This is a genomic window from Vibrio sp. Y51_MX_L26 (assembly GCF_024181935.1).
Classification (GTDB): Bacteria; Pseudomonadota; Gammaproteobacteria; order Enterobacterales; family Vibrionaceae; genus Vibrio; species Vibrio diabolicus.
The window spans coordinates 264342-288885 of sequence record NZ_JAMZAS010000005.1 but is presented as its reverse complement, the minus strand read 5'-3'; the positions used below and the strand labels follow the sequence as shown (position 1 = coordinate 288885).

The window sequence follows — 24544 nt, the reverse complement described above, 5'->3', positions numbered from 1 at the left end:
GTTGGAGCAAAAAAACACTAAGCAGTTTAATGAGTTTCAATTCTGAGTAATTCGCGAAGCAAATCACCTAACCTTTTGATAGTACGTTCTAAACTCGTTTCTAAAGGAAGCGATGTATTCAGTCTTAAATAGTTTTCGTATTGATCACTTATCGAAAAGAGTTTGCCATAAGCGACAGTAACCTGCTCAGACAATAGTGCTTGATATACCGCTTTACTTGATATTCCATCTGGCAATTTCAACCAAAGAAAGTAACCACCATCAGGACGTTGATAGGTAACCTCTTTAGGTAGGTGCTTTGCAAGTAAATCCACGAAGTCAGCTTGACGGTGTTGCAGTGTCTTACGCAGCTTTCTCAGGTGGTTGTCGTAACTGTCGTTTTGTAAGTAATGTGCAACCCCCTGCTGAATAGGGGCACTCCCAGACAATGTCGATATTAACTGGAGCTTTTGAATAGTCTCGTTAAAACGCTTATTCACCACCCAACCCAAGCGGTATCCAGGGCATAAACTCTTAGAAAAAGAGCCACAATGAAGGACACGCTCTTGCTCATCAAAGGTCTTTAATGAGTTCGGCCTTTTGTCAGAAAAATACAGCTCAGAGTACACATCGTCTTCGATGAGATACACATCATATCGATTGGCTAACTCAACAATGTATCGTTTGTGTTCATCAGACAAAGAAGCCCCGGTTGGATTATGAAAGTTCGTCATTAACCAACAAGCCCGAACATCTTCATTGGCAAAAGCTGCTTCGATTTGTTCAAGCGAATGCCCACTCTCATCATCGACACTGATTTCAATAGCTTTGAGACCTAACCGTTCTACCGCTTGAAGTGCGCCATAAAACGTTGGGGATTCGACAACGACGGTATCACCTGGTCGGGTGACCGCTTGCAAACTCAAGTTTAATGCTTCTAGCGCACCGGAAGTAATAACCACATCATCATGGGTTAATGATATCCCATGATGAATATACCTCTGAGCGACGAGTCGCCTTAACGACTCGGCACCAGGAGGTAGGTTGTCTAGCAACTTATCCGGCCCCATTTTTCGTCCCGAGCTGGCCAAATTACGGTTAAGCGACTCCAAAGGAAACAAACACGGATCCGGAAACGCCGAGCCTAAATGAACAACATCCGATGTTGCTTGGTGCTTCAAAAACGAATACAACTCATCATTCAACTTAGTGCATGGCGTATTATTGCTTTTAATTCCATTCGTATTGGTGAGACGTTCAAGATCGGCAGTCACATAGTAACCAGATTGAGGCTTTGCTATCACCCAACCTTGCGCCTCTAGCAATTGATAGGCTTGTAATACCGTACCTGCACTTACGGAATGATTGCGGCTGGTGACGCGTATTGAAGGCAGCTTCTCCCCTGCTCTCCAAGTATCTTGCTGAATTTGTGCTTTAAACAATTCGGCCAATTGACGGTATCGATTCATGTATCCCTCATTTCACTTGCAGCCGCACCATAGCATACTTCGCGCCAGCATTCTGATATGGCAGTAGTCAATTTAGCAACGTAATTTATCAAGCTTGTTAATAGCAATTTCGACGACGAAGTGAGAATTTATGTTCCATACTTTTACTGATACGTCCGAGTGGTCTTAAATCTTTGCCTTGTCCGAAAAGCAAGGCATTCCACGGAGCTGAGAGTGTTAAATCCACTTAGACATCTATCTTTTAAGCCGGGAGGAAGCGATGAAAGTATTTACAATGGACGATCTCTCTTATCGCGGGAAACATAAAGGTGTACATAGCTGGGACCATCCTGGCGGCACAACCCCTTATTACTGGCATCCTGATTGGTTGCATATCGCTGAAGATGCTTTGGGTGAACACAAAAAGGCTGACCTTGAAGTCCCTGACGGAGAAGCAGCGACAGAAGAGCATGCAAAAGCGGCGATTCTCAAACACTTGAATGACGAGTAGTTTAGGCTCTATCACCGTTCAAGAATAGCGTTAGGTAGGCGAATCCATCGTCGTATGCTTTAAACGCATATAAAGCCAAAACCTACCAAATAATAAATTCTTCTGAATGAGAAGTACGCATCGTCTGTAGCTATCGAATGACAAAATAAGTCGATAGTTATCACATTAATTTTCATTACATCTGTTACATTTAGATAGTAATGGTGATGCACACCTCAACTCATGAATTATGAGAGAAAACAATAATGGCGAAATACAACGAAGAAGACATTAAATACAAAGGTGAATCCAACGGCGTACATTCTTGGAGTTCTCCTTCCGGCCAACCTTATTACTGGCACCCAGATTGGCTACACGTAGCGGAAGATGCGACGGGCACACACCCGAAACAAAAGCTTGAAGTCGAAAAAGCGGAAGTCCCAACAGAGAAGCACGCGTTAAAAGCAATCTTAAAGCATATGAACGACTGGGCGACTGAGAAGCTTTCTTCTAACCCAGACATCGAAACCAATGCGGTTGAGTCTGAAATCGATCTGAAGAAATAACATCAGCCGACATCTATACTTCTTACAAACAAACGCTCCACCTTTAGTGGGGCGTTTTTGTCTCAACGAGTAACCGCCACTCCACGTAAATCACTAACGCAAAGCGCTGAAGTCAAACGATTGGTACGTGAACAAAACTTCATCAACCATAGTATAAATCCCCCTCAAACTCTGTGCCTACCAAACGTTTTCATGGCAAAAACTTTAGTTATGTTAGAATTCTGTTTCAAATCGCAACTTTTTTAGGTTTTCTTTTCAGTAACGGTTGTAACCAATATTGCTGAAAGGTATAAATGTTAGCACACCCCTTCGATTAACATGGATGAAGATTATGTTTGAAAAAGTAGTTGCCGCTCCGGCTGACCCTATTCTTGGCCTTACTGAAGAGTTTAAAAAAGATACTCGCGCAGACAAAATTAACCTTGGCGTAGGTATTTACAAAAACGAGCAAGGCGAAACTCCCGTTCTTGCAACAGTAAAGAAAGCTGAAGCAGCGCTTGTTGAAACTGAAAAAACCAAGTCTTACCTAACTATCGAAGGCACAGCAGAGTACGGCATTGCAGTACAAAAACTGCTTTTCGGCTCTGATGCCGAAATTGTAAACGAAAAACGCGCTAAAACAGCTCAAGCTCCAGGTGGTACTGGTGCATTACGTGTTGCTGGTGAGTTCATTAAACGCCAACTTGGCGATGTAAAAATCTGGATCAGCAACCCTACTTGGGCAAACCACAACGGCGTATTTACTGCTGCTGGTATCGAAACGGCACAATACAGCTACTACAACGCTGAAACAAAAGACAAAGACTTCGATGCAATGCTAAACGATCTGCAATCTGCATCTGAAGGTGACATCGTGCTTCTACACGGCTGCTGCCACAACCCTACAGGTATCGACCCAACTGCTGAAGAATGGGAAACATTGGCGAAACTAGTCGCAGAGAAGAAATTGCTTCCTCTATTTGACTTCGCATACCAAGGCTTTGCTAAAGGCGTGGAAGAGGATGCTGCAGGTCTTCGTACTTTTGCTAAGTACAACAAAGAAATCCTAGTCGCGAGCTCGTTCTCGAAAAACTTTGGCCTATACAACGAACGCGTTGGTGCCTTCACGTTAGTAGCAGAATCAGAAGAAGTCGCAACAACCGCATTTTCGCAAGTTAAAGCCATTATTCGCTCTATCTACTCTAACCCACCTGCGCACGGCAGCGCGGTCGTTACTCACATTCTTGGCAACGCCGAAATGCGTGCGGAATGGGAAGCTGAAGTAGCAGAAATGCGTGACCGTATCCAAGAGATGCGTGAACTATTTGTAGCGACACTAAAATCAGAAGGTGTGGACGCAGACTTTAGCTTCATCGAACGTCAAAATGGTATGTTCTCTTTCTCTGGCCTATCTAAAGAGCAAGTAAACCGTCTGAAAGAAGAGTTCGGTATTTACATCGTCGGTTCAGGCCGAATCAGTGTTGCTGGTATGACGAAGTCAAATATGGGCCCTCTGTGTAAAGGCATTGCAGCGGTTTTATAATCGATAGTCGCATACTTTATTAAAAGGAAAGGTCAGCATAAGCTGACCTTTTTGTTTTTATTTATTGCCAATAAATGAACCAGTCCGCTAGTAGACAAACTTCAAACTCAGCCCCACTTCATTGACATAATCAGAGCTCTCACCGCTGTAATCGGTATCTCTAAACTGATAAAAAAGACCAGTACCAATAACATCATGCCATTGGTAGTTAAAACCTATCTTAAAATTGTTCTCATCGACGATATCACTGCGGTTAACTTCCACCTCGGCCGTCGCAATAAGTTGTTCACTGAATAAGTAATTCACCCCAACGGTGACGGCTTGAAGCAATTCGCTATCTGAAGATAACGTATTATCCGTTTTGTCGTCCGTCGCTTTCGCTTTGATTGCACCTATTCCATATTTACCGTAGATATCGAATTGATCCGTAATCCCATAACGATAACCACCACCAAACAACAAACGGTCAATGCGAAGAGTAAAGTCGTCCGGATGGAAAAACTGCGCCGAGTAATCGACATTAAACAACCAGTTCTCAGTAAATAAGTAATTACCACCGAGCCCAATTGTGGTCGCGTTCGAATTATCTAACCACTCTTCATTTGTGGTTCCGGCACCTACATCCAGGTGAATGTGTTCATACCCAAATTTTTCTGCTTGGTCCATGACCGCCGCGCTAGTTACTGCTGGCAAAGCAGCTAAAGACGCAAGCAATAAACTTCTCACCATTCGACTTCCTTTCATGAGAATTATTTAAACACCGCCCCCAAATCACCTTGAGTGGCTTAGTTCAACAAAAATAACTTAGTTTACAGACGCGGTAACGATTTGAAATCTGCTATGCCTCTAAATCAAGCATTGGCCCAAAATATGTCGACCACGTCCGCTCACCTTTTAAGTGACTATATAGTAGTAGAAATGCCGATTCCTTATCGTGCGATATGTCAGAATCTTATGACTGAGTACGAAAATCACGGTTCAGATAAGACTCTGTTTTAAAACTAAGTTAAGATTACTTTATTATTTGCGAACTAAAAGGCACCTTCGATGGATGCAGAACTTCTCGAGATTTATAACTTTCTCGCCAAGTATCCCCCGTTCAATGAACTCCCTGAAGAAACACTAAACAAGGTGACAGAGAGTGTCGAGATCTCGTACTACCGAGAAGATACCCCAATCATCCATTTTGGAGACTATATCCAAGATCTCTACGTGGTGCGAAGCGGGGTCGTAGAAGTTTATCGACGCAAAGGAGAGCTTTATAACCGTCTTGATGAAGGTGACTTATTTGGCCAGATGGGAATGCTAACCAACAACAAAGTACGCTTTCCGGTAAAAGCCATTGAAGATACTCTTCTCTACTGTATTCCTGGTGACGTTTTCCAAGAAATATACGACAACTTTGATTCCTTTGCAGACTTTGTCGAAGTGGAAAATAGTGCTCGTTTACGCCAAGCAATTTCAGAAAACAAAGATGCAAATGATCTGACGACATCGAAAGTGAAAACCTTGCTGACTGGCGATGCTCATACGATTGATCGAGGACAGACAATCCAGCAAGCCGCGCAGCAGATGGCGAATGACAACGTATCTGCTCTACTTATCGTCGATCCAGATTTCGTTCGTGACGAAGATGACCCACAGTCTCCGGTACTTGGTATTATTACTGACCGTGACTTGTGTACCCGTGTGTTAGCCGAAGGCTTGTCTCCACAGGACGATGTATCAAGTGTGATGACCACTGAAGTCATGTCTCTTGATCACAATGCCTACATCTATGAAGCAATGTTAACCATGCTGCGTTACAACGTGCACCATCTGCCTGTGGTTAAAAACCAATTACCTATTGGTATTATCGAAACAACCGACATTGTTCGTTATGAATCACAAAACTCGCTCTTATTGGTAAGCAGCATTTTCCAACAACAGACCATCGAAGATTTGGCAGTTGTTGCTGAAGAAGTAAAAAGCAGCTTTGTACGCCTGGTCAACGAAGATGCCAACTCACACATGGTGGGCAGTGCGATGTCCGTGATTGGTCGAAGCTTCAAACAACGTCTGTTAGAAATGGCTGAAGAAGAGCTTGGCCCACCACCAATTCCTTATTGTTTCCTTGCACTTGGCTCAATGGGACGTGATGAGCAACTGTTGGTGACTGACCAAGATAACGCCATCATTCTAGATGAGACCTACCAAGAAGAGAAACATGGTAAGTACTTCGAAGCTTTAGCGAAATATGTCAGTGATGGATTAGATGCCTGTGGCTACAAGTATTGTACGGGCGATATTATGGCAACCAACCCATTATGGCGCATGACTCGTTCAGAGTGGGAAGAGTGCTTCGCTGACTGGATTGATAACCCGAACCCGAAAGCGCTACTCAACGCGTCCATCTTTTTCGATTTGGATGGCGTTTACGGTCGCTTAAAATGGGCAGAACAATTAACCAGCTTTATTGTTCGTCGTGCGCGTAAAAACAATCGCTTCTTAGCCTGTCTGGCTCGCAATGCACTTAACCGAACGCCGCCACTCGGCTTCTTTAAAGACTTTGTGATGGAGAAAGATGGCAGACACAATAACTCCATCAACCTCAAACGTCGCGGTACGGCTCCTCTGGTCGACTTAATTCGCGTTCACTCTCTGGCGGTTGGCTCACGCGCACAGAATTCGTTTGAGCGTCTCGACGACATCATTGATGCTGGCATTTTGCCAAAAGGTCGTGCACAAGACTTAAAAGACGCGTTAGAGTTTATTTCCATGGTGCGTATTCGTCACCAAGCGACGGACGTGGAATTAGGCATTGATCCAGATAACAATATCGAACCTGAAAATCTCTCTGAATTTGAACGTCGTAACCTAAAAGATGCTTTCCAAATCCTAAGCAATGGGCAGAACTTCCTTAAGTTCCGCTACCAAGCGAATAAGAGCTTTAAGTGAGGTTGAACATGATCAAAAAGCTCTTTCAGAAGCCAACCATTCAGTGGCCAACGAAATTTGAACAAAAGTTGGAGATGGCTAAAGATGAGAATTTAATTGCGTTTTATAGCAATAAACCACCTACACCAGAGACCCCCCTGTCTGAGGTCGAGTTCGTGGCACTAGATTTCGAAACGACGGGGTTGAACCCTGAAAAACATGACATCATTACCATTGGTTTAGTGCCGTTTAACTTGAAACGGATTTTTTTGCGCAATTCGCGTCATTGGAAAGTTCGTCCGCAGCGAGCACTCGATGAAGACTCAGTAATCATACATGGTATTACTCACAGTGAATTGATTGATGCACCTGACTTGGGTGACATCCTAAGCGAGCTACTACCATGCTTAAGCGGAAAAATCATTGTTGTGCATTATCGTCGTATCGAGAGAGAATTTCTGGATAAAGCACTCAAAAGCCGTTTAGGTGAAGGAATTGAGTTTCCAGTGATAGATACGCTGCATCTTGAAGAAACCATTCAACAGAAACGCTCTGGCTCACTCTGGGAGCGTTTAAAAGGGAAAAAGCCAGAATCGGTTCGGCTAGCGCAATCTCGACGCCGTTATGGTCTGCCAGACTATACCCCTCACCATGCATTAACCGATGCAATTGCTACGGCAGAACTGCTACAAGCGCAAATCGCCCATCATTATAGCGAAGAGCAACCGATCAGTGAGTTCTGGCTATAACGTCTTGCTAGATTAATAAGCGATCAAAAAAGGAGCCAAATGGCTCCTTTTTATTTAGGTCGGTATCCGATTACAGCTTAAAGCGTTGAATCTCTTGCTCTAATTCGTGTGAAAGCTCAGATAGGTGGGCAGCTTGTTCTGCTGCTTGATGAGCTTCTACCGACAGCTCGTTAGACACGTCACGAATGCCTTCAGTATTACGCGTGATCTCGGTTGTTACCGATGCTTGCTCTTCTGCCGCCGATGCAATCTGCGTTGCCATGTCACTAATGCGCTCAACAGCAGTATGGATTTGCGTCAAGCTCGCTGCAGCCGCGTTTGCATCATCAACACTGGTGTCAGCCAGACGACGGCTATCACCCATGATGCCAACCGCTTTCGCTGTTGTGCCCTGTAGCATCTCGATAGTTTCTTGAATCTCTTGCGTTGAAGCATGAGTGCGTTGGCTCAATACGCGAACTTCATCCGCAACCACAGCAAAGCCACGGCCTTGTTCACCTGCACGTGCTGCTTCAATTGCCGCGTTAAGTGCAAGTAGGTTTGTTTGCTCAGCAATACCTTGAATCGTTGATAGAATCGTATTGATGCTATTTCCGTGTGCTTCTAGCTCTTGAATCACATCAGTGGCGACTTGAACTTCTTGCGCCAAGTTCTGGATAGAACCTTGCGTCTGAGTCACTTGGCTAGAACCGTGTGAACAAGCTTGAACCGCTTCCTCTGAGTTACTTGCCGTGCTATCTGCATTACCTGCAATTTCTTGTGTCGCTGCAGCCATTTCGTTCACAGCCGTCGCCACCATGTTGATTTCATCTTGCTGGTAAGAGATACGCTGACTACGCTCTTCAGCTTGCTGTGCCGTCGTGCGTGCTTGCTCTGAAAGCGCAGATGATACGTGACTAAGCTTGGTCACCATCGTGTGCATGTTGCCAACAAAGCGGTTGAAGTTTTCAGCCAATTTACCGACTTCATCATCACTGCGTGGTTCTAGTCGTTGCGTTAAGTCACCTTCACCAGATGCAATTTCCTCAAGTGCATTTGATACGCGGCTCAAGTCACGGAACAAGAAACCAACCAACCAAGATACCGCAAGAATAACCACAATGGTGATCATCACTGCAGTGATCAATAGGTCACGTAGCAATACCGCATGCCCTGCTTCTTCCGTTGCGCGATCCATTTCAATCGCGAACATCCAATGCGTGCCAGGTACTTTATTAAAGTAGTAAAGCTTCTCTTTGCCTTTGATTACCGTATCTTCGATACGACCTTCATCTGCAGCACGCTCGATTGCCTCTTCTGAAAAGTCTTTTAGAACACTGGTGATAGGCTTAAGCGTTAAGCTTTTGTCAGGATGCGCTAGGAACGTACCTTCGTTCATATCGATTAACATCGCATGCGCATTTTCACCTGCATCTAGGTTAATCACGTCGCTGATAAGCTGATCGATCAGTACATCTGCACCAACAACACCAACAAACTGACCATTTTTCATTACTGGCTCAGCAATGGTTACAAGCAGCGCGTTAGTGATTGCATCTTGATATGCAGCTGTGATGATCTGCTTACCTGCGGCGTTAGCATCTTTGTACCAAGGACGAGTACGAGGGTCGTAATCAGCACGGTTACGCTCAGGGTGAGAGCGATACATATTACCGTTTGGTGTACCAAGGAAGATGTCATCAAAGCCACCAGCCTTGCGAGCTTGTTGTAGGAAAGGGACAACGTCTTGCTCTGTCGAGTAGTCGTTGAATGCGGTAGCAATATCTTTGCGGATATTGACCCAATCAGAAATTCCTTCTGACGCAGTAGTACTTAGACTTTGCGCACGTGAATAGACACCTGAACGAGTCTGATCAAATAATTGACCAGCCGACAACCAAGTAAGTGCTGTTGCCATCACAACAACAGCAGAAAGGCTTGCGCCTATAAGCTTTTGTTTTAATGATAATTTCATATTTATAGTTTTTGAGTTGGGAGAACAGTTAAGGTGTGTGAATATTACACACTTTTTCACGACTATTCACTAATTTTTAAAAAACAAAATAGCACATTAACTCTTTGTAAAATATGAACTTTCATGTGTCATTTTTTTGTCTCACCGTCATAAAAACCGCACAAAAAAAGCCAGCAAAATGCTGGCCTTTTGATTACTTGTTACTCAGACAGATTTATAAAATGCCTGAGTTATTGACGTTCTGTTCTCATACCCATCAATAAGCTCACACACATTGCAAGCAGAATGAAGGTAAACGGTAGTGCTGTAGAAATTGCACCTGCCTGAAGCGCTTGAACCGCTTCTGAGCCACCAATCCACAGTAGAGCAACCGCAATTGCACCTTCCATAAATGCCCAGAAAACACGTTGAAGTACAGGAGCGTCGACTTTACCGCCCGCTGTGATGCTGTCGATAACAAGTGAACCAGAGTCAGAAGACGTGATGAAGAACACAAGTACCAACACAACAGCAATGATTGAAAGCATACTACCAAATGGAAGAACATCGAACATTTGGAACATAGCAAGTGAAACGTCAGTCAAACCATTCGTGCCCAACTCACCTACTTTATCAACAACTTGCTCGATCGCTAGACCACCAAATACTGACATCCAAACAACAGTAACAGCGGTTGGAACCAATAGAACGGCTGTAATGAATTCACGAACGGTACGACCGCGAGAAACACGCGCAATGAACATACCTACGAATGGTGACCATGAAATCCACCAAGCCCAGTAGAATACTGTCCAGCCTTGGAACCATGCTTCATCTGTACGACCAAACGGGTTACTTAGCGGAATAATATTCTCTACGTATGCCATAAGTGTGGTTGGAATCGAGCCTAAACTCGCCGCCCAACCGATAAGACCAACAAGAATCAGTAGCAAGAACGCCACAACCATGTTGATGTTACTAATGACTTTAACGCCACCATCAATACCACGTACCACTGAAACAACAGCAAGCAAAGTTACAACGGTAATGACGACGATTTGTAGGCCAAGGCCTGGCTCAACACCAAATACGTGATGAATACCACTTGCCGCTTGTTGTGCACCTAAGCCCAGTGACGTTGCAAGACCAAACAAAGTCGCAAGAACGGCCAAGATATCCACGATATGACCAGCCCAGCCCCACGCGCGATCACCCAGAAGCGGGTAGAAGATCGAGCGCATAGACAGCGGTAATCCTTTGTTGTAGGCAAAGAATGCTAAAGAAAGTGCTACAACACCGTAAATTGCCCATGGGTGAAGACCCCAGTGGAACATCGTCGCACCCAGTGCCAATCTCGCTGCTTCTGGTGTGTTTGCTTCAACACCGAGTGGCGTTTCATACCAACCAGTGAAGTAAGCGACAGGTTCTGCGACACTCCAGAACATTAAACCGATACCCATACCAGCCGCAAATAGCATTGCAAGCCATGACATGAACGAGTAATCGGCAACAGCGTCTTTACCACCTAGGCGGATTTTACCCATTGGCGAAACGATAAGTGCCAAACAGAAAATAACGAAAATATTACCTGCAATAATGAACAACCAATCGAATGAACCAATGATCTTCCATTTCAGCCCATCAAGTGCCGTCTTTGCGGTATGTGCATCTAGAACTAATGCAGCGACAAGAAACAGCGCAATTAAACCTGCACTAATACCAAAAACTGGGTTATGAACATCAAAACCCCATTTTTGAACGTTGTCTTGACCTACCGTATAGTCGGTACTATCGATACTGTACTTATCTATACCCTTTGTCATCGTTCCTCTCTATTTTTGTACTGTTTTTACGTACCAAACAAAAAAATCTTTCGAACACGATACGTTTTACATTCCGTGAAGGCGCAAGATCCTATCATTTGACACGTTTTTGTCTATCTTTTTGCTATGAAAAAATCCAATAACTTACTTTTCACTCAGCAATTTCCGCCTTTAAAAGGATAAACCACTAGCGCAATAGTTAGACCACAAACATTTATTGCTATAATAATTTTAGGTCTTCTTATTTTGTCTACACGACGCGACAAAATGAAATTGGAGACACTACTTAAAATTGTAGTGGTAATTTTTGATTCCACCCCTTTAAATAAGGGCGCATTTAAGTTAGTGTCGCCTCGATAAATGTTCCCTACAGACTGGATGAATAAATTGGAAAAGTACGAAGAAGTATTGGTCTCGATTCGTCAGATCATCCGCGCTATTGATTTACATTCTAAAAAGCTGAGCAAAGAGTCTGGATTGACCGCTCCACAGTTGATTTTGATGCGTGCTATCAATGAGTTAGATAACGTAACGATTAAACAGTTGTCTAGCCACACTAACATGAGCCAAGCGACCGCAACGACCATTCTAGATAGACTAGAACGAGGCCAGTTTGTTGAGCGTCAACGCAGTGTTCAAGACAAGCGTAAAGTGCATGCTGTACTTACGAGCAAAGGCCAAGAAGCCCTAAAGCAAGCACCAACGCCATTGCAGGAACACTTCATTAATCGATTCCAAAAATTGGAAGAATGGGAGCAGTCTCTGCTGCTATCTTCCGTTCAACGCATCTCAACAATGATGAATGCAGAGGATATCGATGTCGCTCCAATGCTAGAGCTTGGCAGCATTACAAAAGTCGATTAATTTCGCTCTCACGTGCTCGCTTTTTGCGGGCACTACTCTCCTACTCCGTTAACCCTGTTTCAAACGCATATTTCGCTAGCTCTGCCGTCGAATGTAAATCCAACTTGTGCTTAATGTTGTGGCGATGCGTCTCTACCGTTCGGTAGCTAATGTTAAGTAGTGTGGCGATTTTCTTACTGCTGTTTCCTTGAGCGACTAATTTAAGCACCGCTTCTTCCCTACGGCTAAGTGGATTCGTTTTTTGAGTGGCTGGCAGCACCTCTTGGGTAAAAAGCGTTTGTGTGACAGACTCGCAGAAATACGTTGAACCTTGATTCACCGTTTTTATTGCTTGCACCATTTTCTCGGCCGAGATTTCCTTGAGCATGTACCCTACTGCGCCAGCTTGCATGACCTTCATGATGTATTCACGGTTATCGTGCATGGTCAGCATAAGTATTTTGCTCTCTGGTCGCTCTTCTTTAATTACCCCAGTCGCTTCAATACCGTTCATTATCGGCATGCTAATGTCCATCAAGATGACATCAGGCTGAAGGTGCTTTGCGACTTCAATCGCTTCCAGCCCATTGCTTGCCGTACCGACCACTTCAATGTCAGGCTCTAACTCCAAGCGAGCCATGAAGCCATCTAAGACCACTTGATGATCATCAACAATCACCACACTAATCGGTTTATCCATAAACTAATTCATCCAAATTAAGCAGCACGGTAATCTCTGTTCCTAAACCAAGCTCACTCATCAGTTCAAAATCACCACCAATGAACTCTACACGCTCTTGCATGTTCCTTAACCCAATCCCTTGTTGGTGCACTGCTTGGTTAACCACAAAGCCAACACCGTCGTCACGTATGAGTAATTGCAGCATATTGCCCATTTTTTGCAAAGTAACCGTCACTTTTTTCGCTCTTGCGTGTTTTTCGATGTTGTTCAAAGACTCTTGAGCAACACGATACAAGGTCGTCGCGACCTCCGACGTCAGTTTGTACTGCTGAGTATCAAAATTACTTTCTATATCAATCCCAGAGTGAGAGTGAAAGTCTTGCAGTAAAGTGGTCAGTGCCGCCTCTAAGCCGATATCATCAAGGGCGCTAGGACGGAGCTGATGAGAAATATGCCTTACTTCATTTATCGCGGTGACCAATGAGCGTTGCGATTTATCTAAGTGGGATTTGAGTTTTTCGTCTTCCAGTCTATGACTCATTAAATCCAAATGACATTTACTAGAAACTAACAACTGGTTGATTCCATCATGCAACTCTCTCGCTAGATGCTTTTTCTCATCCTCTTGAAACATGACGGTTTTATGTGCCAACTCTTTAAGGTTTTTATCGGCAAGACGGTGTTCATGCAAATTGATCGCTAAAGTGAGAACGATAATTACAGCAACGGTCACCGCTAAGATCACGACGACCGAGAAAAAAGTCGTTTCGATATTTTTGTTCACCGCAGCACGCATATTGGCAACTTCTTGACTGACGTCCTCAATATAGAGCCCTGTCCCTATCATCCATTCCCACTTATCGAGCCATGCGGCGTAGCTAAGCTTTGGGACGACTTCACCCGTAGATGGCTTTTGCCACAGGTACTGATGAAATCCACCACCTGATTGAGCTTGATACAACAAAGCTTCGATTAGACGATCGCCATTCTCGTCTTCAAGATAGAGTAAGTTCTCCCCGACTAGCTCTGGAAGAACAGGATGTACAAGGTTGGTGCCGTATTTATCGTAAGCAAAAAAGTAGCCGTCTGCTCCGTAGCTTAAACGGTTTAAAATCGCTTTCACGCGTGTTTTAGCAACGCCCTCTTCTAAGGTTGGATCGTTGTAAATATAAGAAATGGAGTCAAAGGCGACGTCGACCGTGTCTTTGAGCGCCGCCTCTTTTGATTGGATCAGGTTTTGATGAAAGATCTCTACCTCCCTTTTGCCAAGAGTCTTGGTTTGATAGATAGAAATCCAACTGATACTCGCTGACACCAATACCACGGGTATCAATGTCAGCAGAATTAACTTTGCTTTGAGAGGCATCCCTTTCCTCCATGAAACGCTGCTTTACAGCTCACTATCTTAGCAGCACAAATAACTCGACTTCGTCCGCCTAGACATAAATAGCAGCTTAACAACTTGTCTCAAAAGGTAAAAACTCTCAGTTCACAAAATCTCTTTTATTATCGAGTGATCAACTCATGCCATAAAAGCCTGGGAAAAACAGCAAAGAAGCCAACACGACAATTTGAATCGCGATAAACGGCATCACACCTTTGTAAATATCTCGCGTAGTGACACCTGCTGGTGCGACGCCTTTTAGATAGAACAAACTAAAGCCAAATGGCGGTGTTAGGAATGATGTCTGTAAGTTCATTGCGATAAGAATCGCAAACCACGTCATGTTGATACCCATCAACTCAGCGACCGGCGCAATAATTGGCACGATGATAAAGCAGATTTCAACGAAGTCGATAAAGAAGCCTAAAATCAGAATCACCACCATGGTAATGATGAGGAAGCCCCACTTTTCTCCAGGCAGTTCTAGCATCCACTCTTCGACTAGATAATCACCGCCAGTGTAGGTAAATGCCATTGAGAAGGCGGTTGCCCCTAGCAAAATAGCAAAGACCATTGCGGTTACTTTAACGGTTTCTTTCGATGCATCATAAATCATCGACCAACTAAACTGCTTATACAGTAACGACAGAACTATCGCACCAGCGCCGCCCAGAGCCGCTGACTCTGTTGGCGTTGCAATCCCTGCAAAGATGGAGCCCAATACCACAATGATCAGTGCTAGTGGTGGTAAAACGGCTTTCAGCGCGGTGAATACTTCTTGCTTTCGACTGATCGACTCATCGCGCTCTATTGCCTGTGCGGCTTGAGGATTCAACTTCGCGTAAATAAGAATGTAGATAACATAGGCGCCGACGAGCGTGATACCGGGCCAGATTGCAGCTTGGAATAAATCCCCAACCGGAACGCCGAGTACATCCCCTAGCAAGATCAACACGATAGAAGGCGGGATAATTTGTCCCAAGGTACCAGACGCACAAATAGTCCCGCACGCCAAGCCTTTGTCGTAATTGTATTTAAGCATCACAGGCAATGAGATCAACCCCATAGCAACAACCGATGCGCCGACTACGCCCGTTGACGCGGCAAGTAATGCGCCAACTAAGACTGTCGAAATAGCAATACCACCACGGACGCCGCCAAACAGACGTCCCATTGACTCAAGCAGTTGCTCTGCAAGCTTCGTCTTCTGAAGTACTAGTCCCATGAAGACAAACAATGGTACGGCCATTAGCACCGTATTTTCCATAATGGATTGAATACGATATGGCATGAAAGCAAACATCTCGATGCCTTCAGCCCAAACACCAAAAATCAGTGCAATACCGCCAAAAGTAAAGGCAACGGGGAATCCCAATAAAAGCGCAAAGAGCGCGACAAAAAACATCACTATACCGATCATAATGACTTCCTTTTACGACTTACCGTTATTACCGGCATAGATAAGATGAGGGTTAACAATCTTGTTGATCGAATGCAGCAGCAGTCCAATGCCACTAACTGCCATAAAGAAAAATGACAGCGGAATCATCGCCTTGATGATCCAACGATATGGCAATCCGCCTGGATCACCAGACGTCTCGCCTAGCGCGTAACTTTCTTTGGCGAAATCAATACCAAACCAAGCCACCAGTAGGCAAAAAGGGAATAAGAAAAATAGTGTGCCTATGATGTCGATGATGGATTGTGCTTTGTAAGATAAGCGTTCATAAAAAATGTCGACGCGAACATGGCCACCGGACTTAATTGCGTAAGGCACACCAAGCAAGAACACGGCAGAGAATAGATGCCATTCCATTTCTTGGAATGCGATAGACACATCATTAAACACGTAACGCATGACAACGTCGTACACAACGTTTGCTAACAACAAAATAAACAGGATGCTGGATAACCATCCGAGAAAATCGCTAAAGCGGTTAAATAATCGCTCAATATAAATAAGACTTCTCATTCCGAACTCCGTGGAACGTTTGGATACGCTCCGCTATGGTGCGGAGCATTCATTATGAAGTTTTCTTGGGCTTCGTTCGGAGGCTAAACCTCTCGGCGTCGCCTGCGTCATAACGTTATTGTTGAGCTTGACTGTTTAAGTAAGCTCGGTGTGAAATGTCTGACCAAGGTCGAACTTGATTCATGTAGTTCGCTTGCGACTCTTGAATCTCTTTCGCCAAAGCATCTTTTTCTGCGTGCTCTTTCAACAAACGATCGTTTGCTTCTCGCAACGCAGCTACTACTTCAGGCGGGAAGTCTTTGACTTCAACATTTGGGTATTCAGATTTGATAGATGCCCAGTTTTTGCCACTTTCGTGTTTCGATTGCGTGTACATATCGTAAGCGGCGGTTTTCATTGCTACTTGTAAAATCGCTTTTAGATCATCAGGTAGACGGTTCCAAGTACGCTTATTAACAAGGAACTGAAGCTCAGTTGCTGGCTCATGCCAACCTGTGTAGTAGTATGGCGCGATTTTGTGGAAGCCCATGCGCAAGTCCAATGATGGACCAACCCACTCCAAGGCATCAATTGTGCGACGCTCTAGAGAGGTATATAGTTCACCAGGGGCGATATTCGTTGGTTTTGCACCTAGCTCTGCCAAGATCTCACCAGCAAAACCTGGGATACGCATTTTCAAACCCTGCAAATCCTCGACGGACTTGATCTCTTTCTGGAACCACCCGCCCATCTGAGTATCGGTATTACCGCCAGGGAAAGACATCAAATTATGTGGAGAGTACACCTTCTCCATCAGCTCCATACCACCGCCGTAGTAAAACCACGCATACTGCTCAGTTGGTAACATACCGAAAGGCATAGAAGTGAAGTAAAGTGTGTTTGGAACCTTGCCCTTCCAGTAGTAAGACGCCGAGTGGCCCATGTCGTATTGGCCAGACTTAACCATATCAAACACCCCAAAAGGCGCTTTGTGCTTGTTTGCGGAATCAATACGGATTTGCAGACGCCCGTTGGACATCTCCTCTGCCATTTTTGCCATGTTTTTTGTCGCATCACCAAAAATCGGGAAGTTAGGTCCCCAAGTTTCAGCAAGCTTTAAACGATAGACTTTTTCAGCAGCATTTGCAGAAGTCACAACGAATGTCATCGCGGCAACGACAGCGGTTGTTTTGAGCACTCGTTTTAAAGATTTTTGGATTAGACTCATCGTTCACGTCCTTTATCACCAAGGTTATTGTTGTCATCCATTTCATTAGGATTGGCTGTATTCGGTATAAAAGATGTAACAATGTTGTCGAATGCGAAATGGGCATGAACACGGAAGCGAGTAATTCATCAATAAGACATTAGCCTTAGGTATTACGTATAACTACGTAGGACAGCTGTTATACAACAAGTTTAACCATCATAAAATTAATGAGTTACTTTTCCCTTAACGATGTAAAAAGAAAAATGATACGTACGTACTTCTCTGCCAAAAAATTTACATAGTATTTAAGAAAATGTGACAAAGCACTTATTGGCAGCGTTAAAATCAATACCTAATGGATTACTTTCAATACGAAGATAAAAAAATACCCCGGCATTGGCCGAGGTATTCAATCTAGAACGGTAGCGGTAATTAAACTGCTTTGTAGATAACTTTGTTACCTGCTAACTGCTCTTTTTGAACTAGGTTTTCTTCAAGAAGCTTCTTCAGTGCGCCAGTAGCCCATGATGCCGCTTTAGTATCTTCTTGACCTGCAGCTAGACCAATGCCTTTAGGGTTAATACCTTCAGCATTTGCTACAACGATGTCTAATACTTGTTGTTGCTTAGGAGTAAGGGCAACATCAACTGTTTTCACTGCAGCTACTTTTTTCTCAGCTACTACTTTCTCCGCAACAGCTTTTTCAGCAACAGAAGGTGCTACTGCTTTTTCGGCAACAGGCTTCACTGCTTTAGGTGCTGCAGCTAAGTTTGCTACTGTCGCTTTAATGCGTTTTTGCAGTTTCATCTGCACTTTACGCTTATGAGCAAGTCTCATTGAATATTTCTCCAGTTCACTGCATCTCAGCAGGGATGAAAATTTGAAGCGCGTTTTATACCAAAATTCACAAGCAATTTGTAGGTTTTAGCGGCGAAACGCGATGAAAAATGCGCTCAAAGCATAGAACGTCTACTATTTAATCAGATATTTTATGAACGGATTTATTGAATACTGGGTATAAAAACAGAGGTTTCTTTTATTTCAAATGCAAGTCAATGCACATTTAGTCATCCACGCATTTTTGATCAAGTATTCGATGAGGTTATAAGCATGGAAACGCTGCACCTAACAAATTCACATTTCAAACCCGACTCCCCTATCAACAGAATACTTTTGTTGCTCGTTGCACTGATAACCCTGTTTTTGGTTGTCATTTCTCCGGGATGGAAGCAAGCCATGTTGTCGGTCATTTTGATGTCTGCAATTGTTGGTTTCGCCATCTTGATGATCAAAAAAAGCCAAGTCACTTTTACGCTGACAGCTTCTCACTTCCAACAACATCTTTTTAAAGGCGGATGGGTCGTCCGATGGCGAAATATTGAGTCAATAGGGATTTGTAGCTACCAGCAGGAAGGGTGGCATCAGCCGCTACCTTGGATTGGTATTCGTCTAAAACACTACTCACCTTATTTGGATTCGATCTGCCCTCGTATAGCGACAGAAATTCTCCTTAGCCAACGCGCACTACTTTATTTAGGTGCGAAGCAAAATCAGTGTGAAGAAAAGTTTGAAGATATGGTGCTTGATCCTAAGCCATACATAAACAGCAACGGGGTTGAGTATAAAGGCTTGCTGGCGATGCTCGCCAACCGTATGAAATATCAAAGAGGATTTTACGGCTACGATCTGTTTATATCAGCCAGTGACCTAGATCGTGAAGCAGAGGATTTTGTGGGACTGACTCGGCGATACTTAGCTGCCGCTGAGCCAGAATAATGCTTACTACACGCGCTTTTAGTAAAGCGGCATCTCGTCAGCAACGAACGGGTTAGTTTTACGTTCGTGACCGAAAGTCGATTGAGGGCCGTGACCAGGGACAAACGTGACATCATTGCCTAAAGGCCACAATTTCTCTTTGATAGAGCTAATCAAGGTATTGAAATCACCTTGTGGGAAGTCAGTTCGGCCAATGCTACCGTTAAACAATACGTCGCCCACAAACGCCAATCGCGCTTCTTCACTATAAAGAACAACGTGACCAGGGGTATGACCTGGTGTGTGGAATACCTTTAATACTTGATTACCAAACGTGACAGTGTCACCCTCATTTAACCATTGATGCGGTTCAAAGGCTTCAGTCAATGGGAAACCAAACATTTGGCTTTGCCCTTCTAGACCTTGTAACCAAAAATTATCCGCTTTATGAGGACCAATGATCTCAGTACCACCAAGCATTGCAGCCAGCGGCTCTGTTCCGCCAACATGATCTAGGTGACCATGAGTTAGCACCAAGTTGACGATCTCGATACCAAGCTCTTTAATGAGCATAGCAAGTTGCTTTTCGTCACCGCCTGGGTCAATAACGATGCCTTTCATCGTTTCATCACACCACACGATAGAACAGTTTTGAGAAAAAGATGTCACTGGGACAACTTGGTATTTCAGAGCCATAGAAAACCTATTACCAAACAAATTTGCGTTAAAACTGGCGCAACTATGACACTAACCCCATGCGACTTCAAGACCTGCTGAGGCTTGCTATTGACTTACCAAGAACGCACAGCACCTGTATCGATATGGACAAAGTTACTACTTGGATAATACCCAACACCACCAGCTTTCAAGCTAATTGCTGCATCGCGTACAGTAGACAATTTCACTCCATCAAGACGGAAGTCTATGGCCTTACCTTCCATATGAAGACTTTTCTTCGCCACTCCGCTAGCCCCTTTACGCAGGGACGCATTGGTCAAAGGCGAACGGTAACCAGAAATTACAATGACTTCTGCATCTGTACCGATCAGCTTTTGAATCTGGCTGATTTGATCGAACAAGCGTCGATCCATCGGATGAACTTCGTTTCGACGGTGATCACGACAAAACTCATTCAGCTTTTTTAGTTCATCATCAAGATAGCGTCTACCATCGAAATAGCATGTTTCGAGGAGCTCTCCAGTATTAAGGTTGTTCATCGCCAACTCACGTGGCTCGTCAGGGAATGAAGCCCATGAAATCGATGGCAAGGCAGATGCCAATACTACGCCACCAGCGGTCATTTTAAGGAAATCTCGGCGGGAAAAATTACGACTTACCATTTCAAAAAACAATGCTCAACAACTAAACAAGTCGCGGACATTACCCAAACACATTTGTCACGTCAAATGCATAAATCGCTCCACCCTAATTTTAAGATGTGGCGATTAACGCTTAATTATTGAACAAACAGAAGATTCTTAGTTTTGTAAATTTTACTTAAAGATTTCAACTACGGTGATCGTATTTATAGATATCATCTCGGTAGTAAAGTGTTCCCTCTTCTAGCCATGCGGTTTGATAAATAATGTGCACTTGGATGCGTTCTCCTAAAGGGACCGACGTGTTAGAGCGACGCGTACTTTCCCGTTTTTTCGCTAGGCGTTCTTCTAATCCCTGAGTTTTGAATAAGAGCTCCGCCAGTTGGTCGGCATGTTCAACGCGGACACACCCGGAACTGAATGCGCGTCTATCTCGTTCGAACAAGTTTTTACTTGGCGTATCATGCAAATAGATAGCTTGGGGGTTTGGCATATTAAACTTATACAATCCCAATGCATTGTGTAAGCCCGATGCCTGTCGCATACGATAAGGAAATGTTCTCGGATTCACCGTCGCCCAATTGATGGTTGTAGGGTCAATAATTTCGTTTGAAGTCCAAGACCGGATGATTTGAATATTGTGGTTAATCAAATACATCGGATTACGTTTCACTTTAGGAATGATGTCTTTCACCATTATGGTCCATGGCACATTCCATGTGGGGTTGAGAATGACGGAGTCAAGAGTCCCCGACATGATTGGTGTTTTTCTTGAGGCTCTGCCAACCACAACTTTAGACTCGAACAACGGTTGACCATCGTGCCAATACGTTACTTCGTATCCAGGTACATTTACAAAGACAACATTATCTCTGTCTTTGGACCAAATCCTTGAACGTTCTGAGTTCAGCGCCAATAGATGCAATCGTTCTTGAGGAGAAAAGTTGATCCATCGAATGGTATTCGGGCCAATCACCCCGTCCTCTTTCAAGCCATGAATACGCTGAAACTCTTTCACCGCTAACTCTAATTCTTCATCATACTGTTGGGTCGTGATATCTAAATACGATACATCCACACCAACCACTTCCATACGCTCAATCAGAAGCGGTTTATTTTCTAATTGGTCACCAACACGGGCGAGGCCCGTTTGTTCATAGAGTGGGTATTGATACTGAGCATGCTCGGATAAAGAGGAGTAAGCGGAATAAAAAGCTTCGTCCGTTTGTAAAGGAGAACGAAGACTTGCTAAGAATTGACCAAGTTTGCCAACCGTAATTTCGTTACTCAGTACGGACAAAGTATCGATGCTAGGAGCAGGTAAAATCACGTGGGCTTTGTTAGCAAATAACCAATTGATACCTTCTTCAGGGAGCTGCTCGAGATAGCTGAGATACATCAACAGTGAATCTGTCATCACCAAATCAAAGTCGAGGTTATCTCCCTGCCATCGAACTTGGTTTATACGATGGAGTTGATTCTCGAATTCGTCCGTGACGCCAGCAAGAGCAACCAAGTTTACTTGAAAAAGAAACTGCTCAATATCGCTTTCATTTTCCCAGTTCAAACGGTAATTGGTACTTTGATAAAGCTGGTCAATCACCTCTGGATAATGGATCATTTTTTCGACAGACAGCTTTTGTACCGCTCCCTCTTGCTCTGTTTGTGCAGAAGCTTCGAGAGAAACGACGGTAGAAAAGCTGAAAAACGGCACCATAAGTGCCGTCATGATTAAAACCCTAGCAAACACTGAAACGATCCTTGCGCTACTTGCCATAATGAAAAGTATGGCAAATATCTCACAGCTTGCAGGTTTAAAATTAAGAATCTGATGTCGAAATTAACATCAAGTTTCTTTATCTATTTGGGTTCAAACAATCTTTGACCAATGGTTATCCCATTGAACACCACTAAAAGAAGCGCTTTTATGTGTTGTTGGCCTTTGCTCAACCACTTTGCCAGCACCAGAGCTGACCCTGAATTCCTTTCCATACGTCACTACTCCCGATGCATCTGGCAAAGCACTTAACTCAACCAACTTACCTGTAGCTTTGGACCATATCCCATAACAACTGCCCGGAGGAGAAGTCGCAAGGATCCATTCATCCGTCGCCGCGATACTCGCGACATAGTGATTAAATCTCGCCCACTCTTCGGGTTCCGCATGCAAAGATTGCATCACGCCTCCACGAGTGTGCATCGCAAGTAAAGCTGGGTATTCATCCGGCTCTCCACGATATTGCTGACCACACAGTACCGTCTCTGCACCATCATGCGCTAAATGACGGATGCTCAACTTATGATCTGGTAAAGAGACTTGATCCAACAGCTCACCTTCTTGTGAAAGGTAACTCAGGCTTGGTCTCATGCTATCAAGATTGAGCGGTTCACGCCCGTTGGTGTGTACGCCACCGACGCCAATCGCTAATGCGCCATCAGGCATCATGATCACTTCATGAGGACCTAGACCAAAACCCGTTAACTCATCGATTTTTTGATATTGCTTCTGCACATCATAAACACCAATGATCCCACGGCTTGTGCCCCTTTCCCCTTCTGTAGCAAATAGCAACAAACCGTCATGGGAGTAAACACCATGACCATAGAAATGGCGATTCGGTTTTGCCAACTGAAGTTTGATCATCTGCTCAGAGCGATAATCAAACACCATGAAGAAAGTTCCTGGTCGACGACCAAAGACCACTGCGTGACCTTGTGGGTTGGTCGCCACACCATGACCACGCTCAGGAATCGGCAACGAAGATAGCGGCATACCATGCTCATCGGCCACTACCGCTGCGTATTTATCTCGGCCAATGATTGAGCAGCCAATCAACGCTGGTTGACGTGAACGTGTTGAAGCACAACCAAATGGCATCATAGGTGCGGCCGTACCAAAGAGAGCGGCTTTCAGTAAGGTTCGGCGGGTTTGATCAGTCACCATCGGTTGCATTAAATCCTATAACTACGCCAAGCTCGATCGCCACCTCTTCATGAATCAGGTACTTCAATTGCTCTAGCTTATTATACTGAGCGAGCACCATGCGATAACCTTCTTTTGTTTGTAGTTCAGAAAACAAGCTCTTATCTTCTGGCCAAGTTTCTAACGCCATTTCAAACTGATGAACGACACGGTCTGCGAGATCTGCATGGCCTTGCTCTCTAAGTAGCGCATCTAGACCATTCCCGTTAGCAAAGTACAACGCTTCCATCCCTTGAAGGTTGGCTTTTAAGTTTGAAAGCGAGGTCTCTGAACGCCAAGATTCTGAAAAGTAAGGACGAGGCTTACCAATCTTCGCTAGCGGTCGGCTCAGCTTTTTCATGCTGTAATCAAGCTGATTAGAAAGCAGCGAGATGTACTCGGATTTCCATTCCGTCATCTCTAACGACTTCCAGGGATTTTGTGCCCAAGAATCTGCGATGATCTGCGCTTTGTTCTCTAGGTTTTCAGCAATTGCAACACCTGTCGCACAGGTATTGCTGTTGCTAAATAAGGTCGACGCTTTATCGTAAAGCAGCCATTCCAGTGCCCCTAAACCTTGCACAGTAACACTTTGCGTGGAGATCTTTTCCGCACTCCAGACTTGGTCAGATTTCGTCAGCACAGACATTTTTCGGCCGGTGGTGTTCTTTTTATCTGGCCAAAACTGGACATTCCAACTTTGCTCCAACGCCGTAGCAGGGCCACGCTCTTGACCTTGTAATGCCATCCACTTCAGCATAGTTTGGTGCCATTGCTGTTTTACTTGCGCATCATCTTTCGTCTCTGATGTGCAGTAATCCGCGAAGCTTTGTTCTAGTTCTGTGGTTTGCGCTAAAAATGTCTGCGCAGATTGAAACTCAACTTCATAGACCGCTTGAGAAATATGACTTGTACTCTCAGGCTTGGCAGAGCTCGAACCGACTGTCGATTGGCAACCAACCAAACTTAACGTTGCGGCAACCGCACTCACTAATCGTGTTATTTTCATGGT

General features: G+C 44.3%; 22 protein-coding genes. 7 read left to right on the top strand and 15 right to left on the bottom strand.

Translation table 11 applies throughout. The features are described from left to right. Window positions 1-26: 26 nt before the first annotated feature. Entirely contained in the window at window positions 27-1448 is a 1422-nt protein-coding gene (locus NL645_RS14010) for a PLP-dependent aminotransferase family protein (protein ID WP_253651870.1), read from the bottom strand. 259 nt (window positions 1449-1707) lie between these two features. Between NL645_RS14010 and NL645_RS14005 the strand changes: the two genes are divergently transcribed. The 3 genes from NL645_RS14005 to NL645_RS13995 all read left to right on the top strand — a co-directional run bounded on the left by NL645_RS14005 (window position 1708) and on the right by NL645_RS13995 (window position 4005). Beyond that, a complete protein-coding gene (locus tag NL645_RS14005; protein WP_005396877.1) occupies window positions 1708-1938 on the top strand; it encodes a hypothetical protein in 231 nt (76 codons plus the stop codon). A gap of 245 nt (window positions 1939-2183) precedes the next feature. Beyond that, the gene (locus NL645_RS14000; RefSeq protein WP_005396873.1) at window positions 2184-2483 is read left to right on the top strand and encodes a hypothetical protein; all 300 of its coding nucleotides are present in this window, start codon (window positions 2184-2186) and stop codon (window positions 2481-2483) included. A 331-nt stretch (window positions 2484-2814) separates the two neighbouring features. Further along, a complete protein-coding gene (locus tag NL645_RS13995) occupies window positions 2815-4005 on the top strand; it encodes an amino acid aminotransferase (RefSeq protein ID WP_012841647.1) in 1191 nt (396 codons plus the stop codon). An 87-nt stretch (window positions 4006-4092) separates the two neighbouring features. Here the strand turns inward: NL645_RS13995 and NL645_RS13990 are convergent, their stop codons facing one another. After that, window positions 4093-4734, bottom strand: coding sequence for an outer membrane beta-barrel protein (locus tag NL645_RS13990; RefSeq protein WP_005396869.1), 642 nt, complete (start codon window positions 4732-4734; stop codon window positions 4093-4095). A gap of 318 nt (window positions 4735-5052) precedes the next feature. On the opposite strand from NL645_RS13990, the gene NL645_RS13985 reads away from it, so the two are divergent. Beyond that, the gene (locus NL645_RS13985; RefSeq protein WP_005396868.1) at window positions 5053-6942 is read left to right on the top strand and encodes a DUF294 nucleotidyltransferase-like domain-containing protein; all 1890 of its coding nucleotides are present in this window, start codon (window positions 5053-5055) and stop codon (window positions 6940-6942) included. Window positions 6943-6950: 8 nt separating this feature from the next. Further along, window positions 6951-7670 (top strand): 3'-5' exonuclease, encoded by a 720-nt coding sequence (locus tag NL645_RS13980; protein ID WP_168187853.1) that lies wholly within the window; start codon window positions 6951-6953, stop codon window positions 7668-7670. A gap of 70 nt (window positions 7671-7740) precedes the next feature. Here the strand turns inward: NL645_RS13980 and NL645_RS13975 are convergent, their stop codons facing one another. Together NL645_RS13975 and NL645_RS13970 are read right to left on the bottom strand one after the other, a co-directional pair. After that, window positions 7741-9624, bottom strand: a complete 1884-nt coding sequence (locus NL645_RS13975) for a methyl-accepting chemotaxis protein (RefSeq protein ID WP_253651869.1) — start codon at window positions 9622-9624, stop codon at window positions 7741-7743. A gap of 230 nt (window positions 9625-9854) precedes the next feature. Beyond that, on the bottom strand, window positions 9855-11426 hold the full coding sequence (locus NL645_RS13970) for a BCCT family transporter (protein ID WP_005394723.1): 1572 nt from the start codon (window positions 11424-11426) through the stop codon (window positions 9855-9857). Window positions 11427-11813: 387 nt separating this feature from the next. Between NL645_RS13970 and NL645_RS13965 the strand changes: the two genes are divergently transcribed. Further along, window positions 11814-12290 carry a MarR family winged helix-turn-helix transcriptional regulator gene (locus tag NL645_RS13965; protein ID WP_031780419.1) on the top strand — a complete coding sequence of 159 codons (477 nt, stop codon included), beginning with the start codon at window positions 11814-11816 and terminating at the stop codon, window positions 12288-12290. A gap of 40 nt (window positions 12291-12330) precedes the next feature. On the opposite strand, the gene NL645_RS13960 is transcribed toward NL645_RS13965, so the two are convergent. The 6 genes from NL645_RS13960 to NL645_RS13935 form a co-directional block, all read right to left on the bottom strand. Continuing rightward, complete coding sequence (locus tag NL645_RS13960) at window positions 12331-12969, bottom strand: response regulator transcription factor (RefSeq protein ID WP_253651868.1); 639 nt, start codon at window positions 12967-12969, stop codon at window positions 12331-12333. Further along, window positions 12962-14317, bottom strand: a complete 1356-nt coding sequence (locus NL645_RS13955) for a cache domain-containing protein (RefSeq protein ID WP_253651867.1) — start codon at window positions 14315-14317, stop codon at window positions 12962-12964. Before NL645_RS13955 ends, NL645_RS13960 begins: the two co-directional genes overlap by 8 nt. 151 nt (window positions 14318-14468) lie before the next feature. Then, window positions 14469-15755 carry a TRAP transporter large permease subunit gene (locus tag NL645_RS13950; protein ID WP_005394731.1) on the bottom strand — a complete coding sequence of 429 codons (1287 nt, stop codon included), beginning with the start codon at window positions 15753-15755 and terminating at the stop codon, window positions 14469-14471. Window positions 15756-15767: 12 nt separating this feature from the next. Beyond that, a complete protein-coding gene (locus tag NL645_RS13945; protein WP_005376869.1) occupies window positions 15768-16307 on the bottom strand; it encodes a TRAP transporter small permease subunit in 540 nt (179 codons plus the stop codon). A 115-nt stretch (window positions 16308-16422) separates the two neighbouring features. Then, window positions 16423-17514 (bottom strand): TRAP transporter substrate-binding protein, encoded by a 1092-nt coding sequence (locus tag NL645_RS13940; protein ID WP_005394734.1) that lies wholly within the window; start codon window positions 17512-17514, stop codon window positions 16423-16425. Between the two features lie 414 nt (window positions 17515-17928). Next, on the bottom strand, window positions 17929-18333 hold the full coding sequence (locus NL645_RS13935) for a hypothetical protein (protein ID WP_005394736.1): 405 nt from the start codon (window positions 18331-18333) through the stop codon (window positions 17929-17931). Window positions 18334-18606: 273 nt separating this feature from the next. Between NL645_RS13935 and NL645_RS13930 the strand changes: the two genes are divergently transcribed. Continuing rightward, window positions 18607-19272: a DUF2982 domain-containing protein gene (locus tag NL645_RS13930; protein WP_048625698.1), complete on the top strand. Its 666-nt coding sequence runs from the start codon at window positions 18607-18609 to the stop codon at window positions 19270-19272. 18 nt (window positions 19273-19290) lie between these two features. Here NL645_RS13930 and NL645_RS13925 read toward each other — a convergent pair whose 3' ends face one another. From NL645_RS13925 to NL645_RS13905, 5 genes are all read right to left on the bottom strand, one after another. Further along, on the bottom strand, window positions 19291-19947 hold the full coding sequence (locus tag NL645_RS13925; RefSeq protein ID WP_048625699.1) for an MBL fold metallo-hydrolase: 657 nt from the start codon (window positions 19945-19947) through the stop codon (window positions 19291-19293). Window positions 19948-20042: 95 nt separating this feature from the next. Continuing rightward, window positions 20043-20591, bottom strand: a complete 549-nt coding sequence (locus NL645_RS13920; RefSeq protein ID WP_048625700.1) for a DUF882 domain-containing protein — start codon at window positions 20589-20591, stop codon at window positions 20043-20045. 166 nt (window positions 20592-20757) lie between these two features. Continuing rightward, on the bottom strand, window positions 20758-22299 hold the full coding sequence (locus NL645_RS13915) for a murein L,D-transpeptidase (protein WP_046876195.1): 1542 nt from the start codon (window positions 22297-22299) through the stop codon (window positions 20758-20760). A 141-nt stretch (window positions 22300-22440) separates the two neighbouring features. Further along, window positions 22441-23523, bottom strand: a complete 1083-nt coding sequence (locus NL645_RS13910) for a DUF1513 domain-containing protein (protein WP_253651866.1) — start codon at window positions 23521-23523, stop codon at window positions 22441-22443. Further along, complete coding sequence (locus NL645_RS13905) at window positions 23504-24541, bottom strand: imelysin family protein (RefSeq protein ID WP_253651865.1); 1038 nt, start codon at window positions 24539-24541, stop codon at window positions 23504-23506. The genes NL645_RS13910 and NL645_RS13905 overlap by 20 nt, the downstream gene beginning before the upstream one ends. Window positions 24542-24544 lie beyond the last annotated feature (3 nt).

Bases quoted from the DNA above. Each gene is read 5' to 3' on its own strand.
- NL645_RS14010 (WP_253651870.1), bottom strand. From the start codon at position 1,448: ATGAATCGATACCGTCAATTGGCCGAATTGTTTAAAGCACAAATTCAG.
- NL645_RS14005 (WP_005396877.1), top strand. From the start codon at position 1,708: ATGAAAGTATTTACAATGGACGATCTCTCTTATCGCGGGAAACATAAA.
- NL645_RS14000 (WP_005396873.1), top strand. From the start codon at position 2,184: ATGGCGAAATACAACGAAGAAGACATTAAATACAAAGGTGAATCCAAC.
- NL645_RS13995 (WP_012841647.1), top strand. From the start codon at position 2,815: ATGTTTGAAAAAGTAGTTGCCGCTCCGGCTGACCCTATTCTTGGCCTT.
- NL645_RS13990 (WP_005396869.1), bottom strand. From the start codon at position 4,734: ATGGTGAGAAGTTTATTGCTTGCGTCTTTAGCTGCTTTGCCAGCAGTA.
- NL645_RS13985 (WP_005396868.1), top strand. From the start codon at position 5,053: ATGGATGCAGAACTTCTCGAGATTTATAACTTTCTCGCCAAGTATCCC.
- NL645_RS13980 (WP_168187853.1), top strand. From the start codon at position 6,951: ATGATCAAAAAGCTCTTTCAGAAGCCAACCATTCAGTGGCCAACGAAA.
- NL645_RS13975 (WP_253651869.1), bottom strand. From the start codon at position 9,624: ATGAAATTATCATTAAAACAAAAGCTTATAGGCGCAAGCCTTTCTGCT.
- NL645_RS13970 (WP_005394723.1), bottom strand. From the start codon at position 11,426: ATGACAAAGGGTATAGATAAGTACAGTATCGATAGTACCGACTATACG.
- NL645_RS13960 (WP_253651868.1), bottom strand. From the start codon at position 12,969: ATGGATAAACCGATTAGTGTGGTGATTGTTGATGATCATCAAGTGGTC.
- NL645_RS13955 (WP_253651867.1), bottom strand. From the start codon at position 14,317: ATGCCTCTCAAAGCAAAGTTAATTCTGCTGACATTGATACCCGTGGTA.
- NL645_RS13950 (WP_005394731.1), bottom strand. From the start codon at position 15,755: ATGATCGGTATAGTGATGTTTTTTGTCGCGCTCTTTGCGCTTTTATTG.
- NL645_RS13945 (WP_005376869.1), bottom strand. From the start codon at position 16,307: ATGAGAAGTCTTATTTATATTGAGCGATTATTTAACCGCTTTAGCGAT.
- NL645_RS13940 (WP_005394734.1), bottom strand. From the start codon at position 17,514: ATGAGTCTAATCCAAAAATCTTTAAAACGAGTGCTCAAAACAACCGCT.
- NL645_RS13935 (WP_005394736.1), bottom strand. From the start codon at position 18,333: ATGAGACTTGCTCATAAGCGTAAAGTGCAGATGAAACTGCAAAAACGC.
- NL645_RS13930 (WP_048625698.1), top strand. From the start codon at position 18,607: ATGGAAACGCTGCACCTAACAAATTCACATTTCAAACCCGACTCCCCT.
- NL645_RS13925 (WP_048625699.1), bottom strand. From the start codon at position 19,947: ATGGCTCTGAAATACCAAGTTGTCCCAGTGACATCTTTTTCTCAAAAC.
- NL645_RS13920 (WP_048625700.1), bottom strand. From the start codon at position 20,591: ATGGTAAGTCGTAATTTTTCCCGCCGAGATTTCCTTAAAATGACCGCT.
- NL645_RS13915 (WP_046876195.1), bottom strand. From the start codon at position 22,299: ATGACGGCACTTATGGTGCCGTTTTTCAGCTTTTCTACCGTCGTTTCT.
- NL645_RS13910 (WP_253651866.1), bottom strand. From the start codon at position 23,523: ATGCAACCGATGGTGACTGATCAAACCCGCCGAACCTTACTGAAAGCC.
- NL645_RS13905 (WP_253651865.1), bottom strand. From the start codon at position 24,541: ATGAAAATAACACGATTAGTGAGTGCGGTTGCCGCAACGTTAAGTTTG.